Source organism: Sphingobium amiense, from assembly GCF_003967075.1.
Lineage (GTDB): Bacteria > Pseudomonadota > Alphaproteobacteria > Sphingomonadales > Sphingomonadaceae > Sphingobium > Sphingobium amiense.
The window spans coordinates 1-13,180 of sequence record NZ_AP018667.1 but is presented as its reverse complement, the minus strand read 5'-3'; the positions used below and the strand labels follow the sequence as shown (position 1 = coordinate 13,180).

The following is a 13,180-nucleotide window of genomic DNA, read 5'->3' as shown; positions in this document are numbered from 1 at the left end:
CGGCAGCGCCGCCATCGCACCGAAAACCTGTGTTCCGCCTGTCTCGTTTGACTGGTCCGATTTGTTTTGCGTTGAAGGCCCCTTCTGCGATACAAGTCCCGGATGACCAACACCCTGATCGGCTATGCCCGCTGCTCAACGGACAAGCAGGATCTTGCCGCACAGCGCGACGCTCTGGTCCAGCTTGGGGTGGCACCGGATCGAATTTATACCGACCACGGTTTCACCGGGACCAATCGTGCGCGACCAGGTTTGGATCAGGCCTTGGCCGCAGTTCGCAATGGCGACACGCTGGTGGTGCCCAAGCTCGACCGACTTGCGCGCTCCGTTCCCGACGCACGGGCGATCGGCGACCAGCTGACGGCACGCGGCGTGAGATTGCAACTCAGTGCCAGCGTCCACGATCCCGGCGACCCCATGGGCAAGCTGTTCTTCAACATCCTTGCCACCTTCGCGGAATTCGAAGCCGATCTGATCAGGATGCGGACCCGGGAAGGTATGGCCGTCGCCCGCGCCCGGGGAAAGCTGCGCGGCAAGAAGCCAAAGCTATCTGATCGGCAGCAGAAGGAGTTGCGCCGGATGTATGACACCGGCGATTATTCGATCAGCGACCTGGCCGAACTGTTCTCGATTTCGCGTCCGACAGTTTATCGCACCCTTGGCCGGCAGCCCACGGTCACTGCCGTGACGGCGGAACCAGCTTGACTATGCACCTTATATAGTGCATATGGTAGCCATGGGATCGGGGACCGCACAACGCATCGAGCTGGTGTTCTACCAGACCGATGCAGGCAATGTCCCCGTTCGCGACTGGCTACTCGGTCTCCCTGAAGCCAATCGCCGCGAGATTGGCCAGGACTTACAGCGGGTCCAGTTCCGCTGGCCGGTTGGCATGCCGCTGGTTCGCCCTATGGGAAAGGGGCTGTTCGAAGTGCGTACATCCCTGCCTGACGGAACGATCGCGCGTGTGCTGTTCTGTTTCCACCAAGGCGAACTCTACGCGCTGCATGGATTTATCAAGAAGTCACAGACGACGCCAGCCGCAGATTTGGAATTGGCACGCAAGCGCCAGAAAGAGGTTGAAAATGGCTGAGAACAAACATCGCGGCCCGACGCTGGACAGCTTCCTCGAGGAAGAAGGTGTGCTCGCGGAATTCCAGGCCAAGGCCATCAAGGAAGTCATCGCTTGGCAGCTTTCCGAGGCGATGCGCGAACGCAAGCTCAGCAAGAAGCGACTGGCGCTATTGATGCATACCAGCAGGACACAAGTAGACCGCATGCTTGATCCCGCCGATGGCAATGTCACCATCGAAACCCTGCAGCGCGCTGCCGCCGTCGTGGGGCGTAGGGTCGAGCTCGCGCTGATCTGATAAGCAAACAAGGCCGACTACGCCGAATGTTCCGCTTATGTCCGCCAAATCGTTGTTTGGCGCACAAACCTTGAGGTGACGCCGTGCTCGTTCCGACAGATGCGGTCGGCATCACCCGGGCGGCCTTGAGCCATCGCAACATGGTCTACACCCACAGCTTTGATGTGCATTTTGACGATGTGCGGGTTTCCGCGGAGAACATCTTGGGCGGTCCTCAGGCCTGGAACGAAGGCTGGCGCGTGCTGGCGGGACAGTCGCTCGATGTCGAGAAGGTTGAAGTCGCCGCAATCACTTACGGCCTGGCGCAGGCCGCGGTGGAAGAAGCTTGGCAGTATGCCCAGGAACGGCAACAGTTCGGCAGGCCGATCAGCGGGCACCAGGCAGTGCGCCATGAACTGGTGGACGCGCGTACGCGATTGCAGGCCTGTCGTCATATGCTCTACCATGCGGCATGGCTTGTCAGCCAGGGCCGCCCGGCTTCCGTTGAGACGAGCATGGCCAAATTGTTCGTTGCCGACGTCTCAGTTCAAATCGGTCTCGCGTGCCAGAGGGTCCTTGGCGCTTACGGCTTGTCCGACGAATTCGATATGCCACAGATCGTGATCGATTTGATCGGAATGCCGATCATTGGCGGATCATCAAACATGCAGAAGAACAATATAGCCAAACGCTTGGGACTGGCCGAATAGCTTAGCTCCCCTTCTCTGGCTCGATCGTTTCGGAGCGGGTCGAACAAGGTCAACACCTTGTGGAAAGACCCTGATCGGAGTGGGGTAAAGGCTCGGTCCGGCGTGGGCGCTCAGCGAAGACGCAAATGCATTCCATGGGCGCAAGCGTCGCAGCCTCGGCTTCTCCGGGCGGGGCACCTGATGCCGCTATAAGGCGCAATATCCAGGCGACGGACACTCGCCCGTCGCCTGGATTATTCATTCGCCGACGGCGCCGGCCTCGCACCTCAAGACGATTTCGCGAGATCTGCAGCCGCCGGAACCTGCTGAACCATTCCGACCGAGCCGATGCGCTCACCCAGCACCAAGCACCACGTTCGGCTTTAGTAGGTCAAGTCGTCGCGGGGCGGTTGCCGACCCTCAGAGGCGCCGTTTCCTTGAGGAGCAAGCAGACGAACACCCCAATGGAAACGCCTGTCAGAGCGACGGTGAGGACGCTCGGTAGCCCGAAATTATTGGCCACAAACCCGGCAATAGCAGGCGCAACACCGCCGCCGAATATCTCACCTGCGCCAACCACAATGCCGATCGATGCGGCTACCAACCCTGCTGGAGCCGATTCAGTGGCAATGGGACCGGTTATCAAGGCGACGTTTCCGAGGCAGAAGAAGGAAGTTATGAACAGGGCGACGAACAGCAAGGTTGTGTCGGCACCGATCTGCGAAAACCAATATACCGAGACCGCTGCAGCCAGAAAACCGATGATGGCGAGCGGTTTGCGGCCGAACTTGTCCGAGAGTCCCGGCCAGCTAAACTGCCCGATAAACCCGCCGAAACCCATGGCCGACGTCACGATGCCCATTTCCTGCGGAGACAGTCGGATGACGTTCATCAGGTAGATCGGTACCATTGCGCCAAGAACGAAGACGCATGCCATTGCGCATATCAGCGCCATCATACAGACAATGATGTTACGGCTTTTCAGAGCTTCCATCCATTTGACGGGTGCTGCTTCCTCAATCCCCACCAGACCGGCAGCAGGTGCATTTCCAGGATCGCGCAGGACGAAATACAAAAGAAGTGCGACCAGGAAGCCCGGTATCGCGACGACCCAGAAAACCTCTCGCCATGACGGAACAACGGTGAGCAACTGTGTCGCGACCATCGGCGCCAAGGCAAAGCCGAACAAGGCAAAGCCGCTTTGTTGCAGGCCCAGGTTGAAGCCGCGCCGCTCCGGTTTCGAGGCGGCAGCCGTCGCTGCGAAACTTGTTGGACAAAAGGCACCTTCCGTCGCTCCCATCAGCGACCGGATAACCACCAGGAAAGTCAGACTGTGGGCTAGCCCGGAAAATCCCGACATCAGCGAGAACAGGATGATCGATGGAATGAGAACTTTTCGATGTCCTATGCGGTCTGACAAACGCCCGGCGAATATCGCGAAAAGCCCCCACACGATGCCGAGGACGCCGGCGAGGTAGCCAATATCGCCCTCTGCGAGACCCAAATCGGCTGCGATGAAGGGATATAAGGGTGCCAGGATCCATCTATCCAGCCCAACCAGACCGAACCCCAAGGCGAGCAGGAGCACCACCTTCCACTCATAGTCGGTGTCCCACGACTTGATTTCTTGGCTAGCACTCACCTTTGTCTCCCCAATCCTAAGTTTTTATCTATGACTCGGAATGAAAGCGTCGCACGACCTGAATGCCGGGAAGTCATTCAGAATTGCCGATATTCGTGGATCGCGCCCCCCGTCGGCCGATGCTATCACAAAAAGCGTAGCCGATACCAGCGGCGGCTTCTTCACTCCGGGGCAGCAGGCGTCGATGATGCCATCTGTTGATTGCCGCTGAGAAGTGACCCGGGGAAGCCAGTAATTTTCACTGAGAAGTGACCCATGTTTGAACACGTCCCTGGCTTTGAGCGGGGGACCATGGAGTGTTGGACATGGCATTATTGAGCGTCATCCGGCGCTGGCATTACCGCGATCATCTGTCGATCCGGGAGATAGCCAAGCGTACCGGTCTATCCCGCAACACGGTCCGTAAATATCTGCGGTCAGACACAGTCGAGCCGCAGTTCAAAGTGCCCGAGCGGCCGAGCAAGCTGGATCCGTTCGTCGATCGGCTGACGGTCTGGCTCAGGCGAGAGATGGGCCGATCGCGCAAGCAGAAGCGCACGATCAAGCAGTTGCATGCCGATCTGGTGAGCCTGGGCTTTGACGGGTCCTATGGCCGTGTCGCGGCCTTTGCTCGTGCCTGGCGCGATGATTATCGCCGCCAGCAGCAGATGAGCGGCAAGGGCACCTTCGTGCCGTTGTCGTTCGCACCGGGTGAAGCATTCCAGTTTGACTGGAGCGAGGACTGGGCGATCATCGATGGTGTCCGCACCAAGCTGCAGGTTGCACACTTCAAGCTCAGCTACAGCCGGGCCTTCTTCGTTCGAGCCTATCTGCTCCAGACCCACGAGATGCTGTTCGACGCCCATAATCACGCGTTCCGCGTGCTGGGCGGGGTGCCGCGCCGCGGCATCTATGACAACATGCGCACTGCCGTCGACAAGGTCGGGCGCGGCAAGGATCGGACCGTCAACGCCCGCTTCCTCACGATGGTGAGCCATTATCTGTTCGAGGCAGAGTTCTGTAATCCGGCAGCGGGTTGGGAGAAGGGGCAGGTCGAGAAGAACGTCCAGGATGCGCGGCATCGCCTGTGGCAGCCCGTTCCCCAGACCGAGACGCTCGACGCCCTGAACAGCTGGCTGGAGGATCGCTGCAAGGCGCTGTGGCAGGATATCCCGCACGGGATCGAACCGGGCTCTGTCGCTGATGCCTGGGCCGAGGAGGTGGCAAGCCTGATGCCGATGGGCAGGCCGTTCGACGGCTTTGTCGAATATGGCAAGCGGGTCTCACCGACCTGCCTCGTCCATCTGGAGCGCAACCGCTACAGCGTGCCGGCATCCTTTGCCAACCGCCCTGTCAGCGTGCGGCTCTATCCCGACCGCTTCCTCGTGGTGGCCGAGGGGCAGTTGCTGTGCGAACACCAGCGCATCATCGAACGATCCCATGATGGGCCAGGACGCACTGTTTATGACTGGCGCCATTATCTGGCAGTGGTCCAGCGCAAGCCTGGCGCCCTGCGCAATGGCGCGCCGTTCCTAGAGATGCCCGATGCCTTCCAGCGGTTACAGCGCCATCTGTTGCGCGCTCCCGGCGGCGACAGAGAGATGGTCGAGATCCTTGCCCTGGTGCTGCATCATGACGAGCAGGTCGTACTGCGCGCGGTTACCATGGCGCTGGAGTCCGGTGTTCCGACCAAAACCCATATCCTCAACTTGCTGCACCGGCTGATCGACGGCAAGCCGCTGACGACACCGCCGATCACGGCGCCCCAGGCGCTGAGGCTGGTCAGCGAGCCCCTTGCCAATGTGGAACGCTATGATGCGCTGCGCGGGGAGAACCGCCATGCGTCATGATCCCGCCAGCGGCGCCATCATCGTCATGCTGCGCAGCCTCAAGATGCATGGCATGGCGCAGGCCGTCACCGATCTCATGGAGCAAGGCGCGCCCGCGTTCGACGCGGCCGTCCCGATCCTGTCCCAGCTTTTGAAGGCCCAGTCGGCCCGAAGCTGCGATTTTGGCCATGTTGAAGAACAAAGATTGAACATGGCGATCTACCAGGCTCGCTCTTGTCCTCCAATCTCGTAAACATCGGTCTCGATCGAGCACCTGTAGCTCTCTGCGATGTTGAACATCTCTGTCTGGAGAGATGCGATCTCATCATCGAGGCTGACGCCATCGGCACCCTGATCATAGGCGACGGTCAGCGTGTAATCGCAGTTCCCGGTCTTTTGCATCTGGTAATCCCGCTCCAGCATCGCCTCAATGCGCTCGCGAGCGGGCTTTCTGCCACGACCATGCTTGTTGAAGTTCTCGATGGTCAGATGCAGGGCGATGGTGACAGAAGGCGGCTTTTCCGGCAGCCCGATCCTTGAAGGAATGACGTCAAGCGCCCGATAGACGGTCATTCTTGAGATCTTGAGGTCGCGCGCGACGCTGGCCTTGCTCGCGCCGGCGGTGATCCGGCGTCGGATTTCATCGTCATCGATGTTTTTCTTCCGGCCTTTGTAGACGCCTTCGGCGCGCGCCGCCTCGATCCCGGCGCGCTGCCGGTCCTTGATGAACGTCAGTTCCATGTCCGCGACCATGCCCAGAATGGTGATCACCATCCGCCCCATGCTTCCGGCCGTCGTCACCTCCGGCTCAAGCACCCGCAATGAGGCTCCCTTCTGGTCGAGTTCATGAACCAGATTGAGAACATCGCGTGTGGAGCGACCGAGCCGATCGAGACGCAGGACGACGAGTTCGTCATCGGCGCGCAGGAACTGCATGATCGTCTCAAGCTCCGTGCGTCCAGTGCGCGATGCGCCCGAGCCTGTTTCGGAGCGGAGGATTTCACAGCCCGCTGCCTTCAACCGGGCAACCTGGATGTCGAGATCCTGGTCGATGGTGCTGACGCGGGCGTAGCCGACGCGGGTCATGGGCAAATCCGTCACATTAGGGTGGCTTTGCCCTCGTACAGTAACATTGGTGACGGAACCACCCTTTTGTGACATGTCGTATATGTCACTTCCGATCGTCACGTTCGGGTGCACCCAAATGGTGCGAGCGGAAAGGCCCCGGTCAGGCAGCAAGCCGCCCAAAATCGATCCGGCTATTCAGATCGAGGTCGAAGCGGCCATAAGGATTGACGTGGCTGTAAATCAGCGGTGTGAGGCCGCGATAATCATCCGGCGTCATCCGGCCCGTCCATTTCGGTTCCACCAGCACGCTCTGAAGCATTCGGGTGTTCACATAGACAAGCGACGCTTGCAGCAAATGTAGCGCCAGGACCGAGAGCTGCTGCTCATCGATGCGGTTAGTGGCGATCTCGCCGCCCTTGCCGAAGAAAACGAACCCATTGGCACTGTTCCAGTTTTCAACGACATTCAGGCCTTCATGAATTTCGCGGCGGAAGGACTCCTCGCGCAGATACCGGCACAGGAAGATCGTCTTGACCGCGCGGCCCAGCTCACTCAACGCCTTGTAGGTCGGGTGCATCACCTCGGAGCGGCTAAACCGGCGCAGGATCGCCTCCGGGTCGGCGGTTTTTGTCTGCATCGCGGCTGCATATTTGACCATCTCGTCATATTGCTGCTCGATCTCATCCCAGTTGATCGGACTGGAGAGGATCGGCTGCAAGTGGGGAAGCCGCGTTCGCATGCCGACATCGGGAAGAGCCAGCTTCTGGCGAGCGATCGCTTTCAGGCGGGGTGCAAGCTCAAATCCGAGAAGCCGGCAAAATGCAAAGCCAACCGCGCTTTGGCCATGACTATCAACATATTGTCGCTGGATTTCCATGTCGGTGCAATGGCGCAGCACGCCCTCGATCATGGAGGCGACCTCGGAGGAAGAGCAGCGCTTGAGCTGGGAATAGACGCATGTCGCGCGTCGTTCGACATGCCAGTAGATCATGACGCCCCGTCCACCATAACGCGCATGCCATTCCGTCATCAGGTTGCGATCCCAGGCTCCGAACTTTGTGGAATCTGACGCACAGGCCGTGCCGGCGTCCCCCCAGACTGCAGCATTGCGGATTGCCAGGGTCGCATTCGCAACCCTGGCACACGCCTCCTTGAGCGCCGCGGCATGAACGAAGCGGCGATGGACATGCAGCAGCTCTTCATAGCTGACATCGGGGGTGGCGCCGGCGATCCGCTTGAGCCCGGCATTCGTTCCCAGGCCGTAGAGGCATAGCAGGAGACGTTGATCCAGCGCGGTTTTCGGCAGTGCAACACGCGAGGCCGATGTTTCGAACGCTTCGAGAAGTCCCGTATCAAGGGCAGCCTCCTTCAGTACGTCGAGCAGCCCGGTCATCGGCCAGCGTTGGCCGATCTCGGTCTTGATCGAGGCGAGACCCCTGGGTTCGGGCAAGGGTTTGAACGGGGTGAGAGATATACGGTTCTCGCCGCGCCACAGCAGCCGAACCTTGTCGTTCCGGGGAATATTGGCATTGAGGAGCAACAGTTCCTGAGCAAGCTCTTCCCGGATGGCGCTTGAAAATGCACGCGCATCCGCCGTCAGGTTCAATCCTGTGTAATATGCTTCTCGCCGCGCATCGAAGTCCTTGGGAAGATCGTCATCGGGATTGCGGTATCGGTCCGCCCCGACAACCCAGATTTCCTTAGAACGGATGCGATCGCGCAGTTGCGCGAGGACACAAAGCTCATAACTGATCCGGTTTACGCGCCCCTCTTCATCAATGACGGAACTGCGCCATCTCGCCGGAATGACCTCGTCGACCGGCACTGCGTGCGGCGGCACGTAGCGGCATCCATCATCCACTTTGCTTCTGATCCAGTCCAGGGCCGCCAGCACCGGACGCCACACGGCGTTGTTCGACCGGAACTCCAGTGCCGAAAGCAGGCTTGGCAGCATACGGCGATAATGATTGGCCCATGACCTCCGCATCACCTTGTAGATCCGCCGATCCAAGGCGCCCTTTGCCTGGCTTTCCTTGATGATCGCCGCCAGTTTGTCCTTGCCGGCGATTGGGAAAATGACATCGCAGATGCGCCCGGATGGATCGTCGATCGAAGCGCTGGCAATCTCGACCAGGAGTCGCTCCTTGCCATAGACCCGCTCGATGTCTTTCGCGATATCGCCCACCACCTTGCGTTTCGAGCGCGATCCGATCTTATGGACCGTCTCGATCAGCAGGTCGACCATCGCATCCGTAAGCTGAGCTTCCCGCGCCATCAGATAAACGGCATAGAGCCCGAGCTGGCGCGCCGGTACATGCCGGCGCATCTCCGAGGCTTTCTCGCCGGCAACCCGGCGAACGATCTGATCGACCCATGCCTTGCCCGTGACCGATAGGAAATCTCGGGGAAGAGCAAGCCGTTGGATAAAGGCGAGTTTGGCGGTCACGCCAAGAATGTTTTCGAGCGTCGCCTGACCTGCATCCCCCTTCATCGTGTTGAAGCCGGTCGGGCCATCGGGATCGGCGAGCGAGGCTTCCAGCAAGGCGACCGCATCCGGCGCAAGCCGATCGCGGACTCGGGCCAACAGGGCCTCCAGATAGAGGTGTCGTTGCGAACGGACGAGGCGTTCCAGCTCCTTGCGCGACGGCCCATAGATACGGCGGTCGCGGCACCACAGGAAAACATGCTCGAGCATGGCATTGATCGGCTGCCCGCCCGCACAAAGATCGTCGGAAATCCACCTCGACAACGCCCTGCGATCCGTCTGCGTCATACGGCGGAACCCGAGATGCCGCAAAATCTCCGCGCAATGCCGGCGGGCGGTGCGCCCGGAAAAATCATAGTGGTTCACGGATTTGGCATCGAGACCAAGTTGCTCCGCCAGATACAAGACACCGTCGGAGGGTATCGACGCATGATCCGGCACAAAGAAGCCATGCCCGGCGAAAAATCTAAGCTGAACCGCCAATCCCAGTCGTGCCGTCTCCGCTTTGCCGGTCACGAACGCGATGTCCGAAAAACTCAGGCTCCAGGAGCCGATCAGATCCCCACTCGAAACGCCAAGGCTCATAACGCCGCTCCCTTATCGGAGCGGAACGTCGTTCCTCGCATGGGCGATCGTCAACAACAACCAGCCCGTTCCCGACGTGTTCTCCAAGATGACCAAAATCGCAGCTTCGGGCCGACTGGGCCTTGAAGGCGGAGACTGCCGAACGGGAAGTGCGGTCGGTATCCTATCAGCTCAAGATCGCACGGTTCCCGGCCTATCGCGATCTGGCGAGCTTCGACTTTGCCAGCAGCGAGGTCAACGAGGCGCTGGTCCGCCAGCTTCACCGCTGCGAGTTTATGGACGTGGCCGACAATATCGTGCTGGTCGGCGGACCCGGAACCGGCAAGACCCACATCGCCACCGCCCTAGGCGTCCAGGCCATCGAGCATCATCGCAAGCGCGTGCGGTTCTTCTCCACGGTCGAGCTGGTCAACGCGCTGGAACAGGAGAAGGCGCAGGGCAAGGCAGGGCAGATCGCCGGAAGGCTTGCCCACTCCGATCTCGTGATCCTCGACGAGCTTGGTTATCTGCCGTTCAGCGCCTCAGGCGGCGCCCTGCTGTTCCATCTGCTGAGCAAGCTTTACGAGCGCACCAGCGTCATCATCACCACCAACCTCAGCTTCAGCGAATGGGCCACCGTGTTCGGAGATGCCAAGATGACCACCGCGCTCCTCGATCGGCTCACCCATCACTGCCACATCCTCGAGACCGGCAACGACAGCTTCAGGTTCAAGAACAGCTCCGCTCAGCAGCCCAAAACCCGGAAGGAGAAAACCCCATCTTGACCCACCCCTGACATCCGAAACATAATCGCAAGGTGGGTCACTTCTCGATGAAAACCCCGGGTCACTTCTCAGCAGCAATCAACAGCAGAACGCTATCATACTCTGATGTTGGGATATTCCGAGCGTCACGACGCCCCGGTCATTACGCTCCCGCTGGGGAAGTAGCATGGGCCTTGCGCGCGCCACCCGTAATCTCGCCCGCACCGCCCGTGCCAACCCCATGTGGGCCTTGTTCGGCATCCTGCTCGCCCCTTTCCGGTTCGCCCGGCACATCATCGGCGTGGTCCTGTTCACGATGGTGCTGTTCGTCGCGCTATTCCTGCTGCTGATGCTGGCGATCTGGTACTTCGGCCTCGATAAGAACGGCGCTGTCGCTCAGCTTGGCGTGTTCGGGATCAGCGGTGCCGTAGTGCTGGTCATGGTCTGGATGTTCGTCCTGCCCCTGCTTCGCCGGTTCGATTATGGTGATAGCGCCGACACGCATGGTTCGGCCCGCTTTGCCACAGCCGGGGAAGCCCAGGCGCTTAACGACGATCACGGCCTGCTGATCGGTCGTGACGTGAAGACCGGCAAGCCGATGCGCTACGCAGGTCCCGCCCATCTGCTGACGATCGCACCCACCCGCACCGGCAAGGGTGTCGGCACGATCATCCCCAACCTGCTGGAATATCCGTTCGCGGTCGTCTGCATCGACCCCAAAGGCGAGAACGCCCGCATCGCTGCGCGCCAGCGCGGCAAGTTCGGCGCGGTCCATATCCTTGATCCGTTCAGCGTCACCGGCCTGTCCTCGGCCGCTTTCAATCCGCTCGATCGCATCGACCCGCACGGCCTCGATCTCGCCGACGATTGCATGACGCTCGCCGACGCGCTGGTCCACGACGCACCCGGCGAAGCCGGCGACGCGCATTGGAACGAGGAAGCCAAGGCGCTGATCGCCGGCATCCTGCTCCACATCGTCACCACCGAACCACCCGCGACCCGCACCTTGGAAACGCTGCGCGACCGGCTCACACTCGCCCCGGCAGCATTGACGGCGCAGCTCGCTGCCATGCAAGCGCAAGGTGGCCTGGTCGCGCGCGCTGCCAACCGCCAGCTCGGTAAATCCGATCGCGAAGCCGCCGGGGTGCTGTCGGCCGCGCAACGCCACACGCATTTTCTCGATTCACCCCGCATGGCGACGGTGCTGGGGCACTCGGATTTCACGTTCGCCGGGTTGAAGGCTGCGCCCGCGACGGTGTTCCTCGTGCTGCCGCCCGATCGGCTCGCCAGCTATGCCCGCTGGCTGCGGCTGATGGTGGCGCAAGCCCTGACCGAGCTGGCGCGCGCGCCCGGTCGCCCGCCCTGGCCGGTGCTGTTCCTGCTCGACGAGTTCGCGGCGCTCGGCCGCCTTGAACCGGTCGAACGCGCGATGGGGCTGATGGCGGGCTATGGCGTCCAGCTCTGGCCGATCCTCCAGGACGTCCACCAGCTCCGCGCGCTCTACGGGCAGCGCGCCGGCACCTTCCTGTCGAACGCCGGCGTCCTCCAGGTGTTCGGGGTCAACGATCAGGACAGCGCCAAGCTCGTCTCCGATCTGGCCGGGCAGGAAACCGTCGTGTTCGAGACCATGAGCCGCGCGCTCGACGCGGAGGAAAGCGGCCTGTCCTACGGGCAGCAGCACGTCAGCCGCGCGCTGCTCACCCCAGATGAAGTCCGCACACTCCGCCCCGACCGTCAGCTCCTGTTCCTCGCCGGGCAGCGCCCGATCATCGCCGGCAAGCTGCGTTACTACGACAATCGCGAGTTCGCCGGGCGGTTCGATCCGGCGTAAGCGATTGGGGCGGCTAGTTCGGCCGCAAACCACCGGGTCGATTTAAGCCTCGCTGGTGGAGTTTGCCGTCATCGCCACCCATAACACGTCGAAAGCCCCTCTCCTGCCCTCACGGCTTTCCTGAGCGGCCGTAGCGGGTGATTCCGTCGCCACCTGCCCCACTTCTTTTCCGCCTAGCCAGCGGCGCTTGCGCCGCTCTTGTGACGCCGTAGGCGGCACGAAGCGAACTACGTATTGGCCGTTAGGCCAATTCCGCTTGTATATTTCTAACTCTGCTGGGATTCATTCTGCCTCTCTGAATCACGTTCTTGGTCCATAATCCCTCGCCCGAGCCGGGCAAGAATCGCGGCAAGGCCGGGATCGTCAATGAGCTGGGCTGGCTGCTCATCAAGGGGGAGCACGGCGATCATCGCCCTGCCCTCCTCGGCCGCCACCCGTCGCCGATCGCTGTCATCCTCTGGCGGTGGTGCGGTCATGCCGCGCTCAACCTGCGGCGGGAGCATCAAACGATAGGCATTCGAGGTCTGCTTGACCTGGGGGCCGCGCAGCCCCGCGTTGCCGGTCGGCACATAGCGGCGCAACCAGTCGAGGAAGCCATGCGCCTTGAGCCGCTTTAGCGCGTCCACCACGGCCGCGATCGAGCGGCCGATGCGAAGCGCCAGCGTCGCTATCGCCGGATCGAGCCGGCCTGTCTTGTAGTCGATCAGGCGTAGCAGCTCGCGCAATACCTCAAGCCCGACATGGCCGATCGCCCCGTTCTCGCGGTTGTTGCGCTCGCGCCGGTGGGCAAGCCGTTTCACCCGATCATACTTCTCGGCCGCCTGCATGAACCGGGCGACATTCTTGGGATTGAACGGCTGCCAGAACCGCCCTTCCCGGCCCTCCTCGGTGCGGCTGTAGCGATGGACCCGCTGGCCGGTCTGACGGCCCGGTCGTCGCCCTCTCGTCGCCCCTCCCAGGGCCTCGAATACAGTTTGCAT

The 13,180-nt window shown here is 61.1% G+C and carries 10 protein-coding genes and 2 pseudogenes; 8 read left to right on the top strand and 4 right to left on the bottom strand.

Translation table 11 applies throughout. The annotated features are described in order from the left end of the window. Window positions 1-102: 102 nt before the first annotated feature. The 4 genes from SAMIE_RS22525 to SAMIE_RS22510 all read left to right on the top strand — a co-directional run bounded on the left by SAMIE_RS22525 (window position 103) and on the right by SAMIE_RS22510 (window position 2,059). Window positions 103-705, top strand: a complete 603-nt coding sequence (locus tag SAMIE_RS22525) for a recombinase family protein (protein WP_066520976.1) — start codon at window positions 103-105, stop codon at window positions 703-705. 31 nt (window positions 706-736) lie between these two features. Further along, the gene (locus tag SAMIE_RS22520) at window positions 737-1,093 is read left to right on the top strand and encodes a type II toxin-antitoxin system RelE/ParE family toxin (protein WP_066520988.1); all 357 of its coding nucleotides are present in this window, start codon (window positions 737-739) and stop codon (window positions 1,091-1,093) included. Continuing rightward, complete coding sequence (locus SAMIE_RS22515; protein ID WP_066520978.1) at window positions 1,086-1,370, top strand: XRE family transcriptional regulator; 285 nt, start codon at window positions 1,086-1,088, stop codon at window positions 1,368-1,370. The genes SAMIE_RS22520 and SAMIE_RS22515 overlap by 8 nt, the downstream gene beginning before the upstream one ends. An 83-nt stretch (window positions 1,371-1,453) precedes the next feature. Continuing rightward, on the top strand, window positions 1,454-2,059 hold the full coding sequence (locus tag SAMIE_RS22510) for an acyl-CoA dehydrogenase family protein (RefSeq protein ID WP_232037500.1): 606 nt from the start codon (window positions 1,454-1,456) through the stop codon (window positions 2,057-2,059). Between the two features lie 370 nt (window positions 2,060-2,429). Here SAMIE_RS22510 and SAMIE_RS22505 read toward each other — a convergent pair whose 3' ends face one another. Then, entirely contained in the window at window positions 2,430-3,680 is a 1,251-nt protein-coding gene (locus SAMIE_RS22505; protein ID WP_096362255.1) for an MFS transporter, read from the bottom strand. 305 nt (window positions 3,681-3,985) lie between these two features. On the opposite strand from SAMIE_RS22505, the gene istA reads away from it, so the two are divergent. Together istA and SAMIE_RS22495 are read left to right on the top strand one after the other, a co-directional pair. Then, window positions 3,986-5,509 carry an IS21 family transposase gene (istA, locus tag SAMIE_RS22500; RefSeq protein WP_126516717.1) on the top strand — a complete coding sequence of 508 codons (1,524 nt, stop codon included), beginning with the start codon at window positions 3,986-3,988 and terminating at the stop codon, window positions 5,507-5,509. Further along, window positions 5,499-5,657, top strand: a pseudogene (locus SAMIE_RS22495) (ATP-binding protein); the annotation flags it as partial. The gene istA and the pseudogene SAMIE_RS22495, both read left to right, overlap by 11 nt. Before the next feature lie 50 nt (window positions 5,658-5,707). On the opposite strand, the gene SAMIE_RS22490 reads toward SAMIE_RS22495, so the two are convergent. Beyond that, window positions 5,708-6,574 (bottom strand): recombinase family protein, encoded by an 867-nt coding sequence (locus SAMIE_RS22490; RefSeq protein WP_006961816.1) that lies wholly within the window; start codon window positions 6,572-6,574, stop codon window positions 5,708-5,710. A gap of 142 nt (window positions 6,575-6,716) precedes the next feature. Beyond that, a complete protein-coding gene (locus SAMIE_RS22485; RefSeq protein ID WP_006961814.1) occupies window positions 6,717-9,626 on the bottom strand; it encodes a Tn3 family transposase in 2,910 nt (969 codons plus the stop codon). Between the two features lie 122 nt (window positions 9,627-9,748). Between SAMIE_RS22485 and istB the strand changes: the two are divergent. Together istB and SAMIE_RS22475 are read left to right on the top strand one after the other, a co-directional pair. Then, window positions 9,749-10,390, top strand: a pseudogene (gene istB / locus SAMIE_RS22480) (IS21-like element helper ATPase IstB); the annotation flags it as partial. Window positions 10,391-10,556: 166 nt separating this feature from the next. Further along, window positions 10,557-12,200 carry a type IV secretory system conjugative DNA transfer family protein gene (locus SAMIE_RS22475; RefSeq protein WP_066704221.1) on the top strand — a complete coding sequence of 548 codons (1,644 nt, stop codon included), beginning with the start codon at window positions 10,557-10,559 and terminating at the stop codon, window positions 12,198-12,200. Window positions 12,201-12,466: 266 nt separating this feature from the next. On the opposite strand, the gene SAMIE_RS23595 is transcribed toward SAMIE_RS22475, so the two are convergent. Then, window positions 12,467-13,180, bottom strand: a complete 714-nt coding sequence (locus SAMIE_RS23595; RefSeq protein ID WP_179955656.1) for a replication protein A — start codon at window positions 13,178-13,180, stop codon at window positions 12,467-12,469.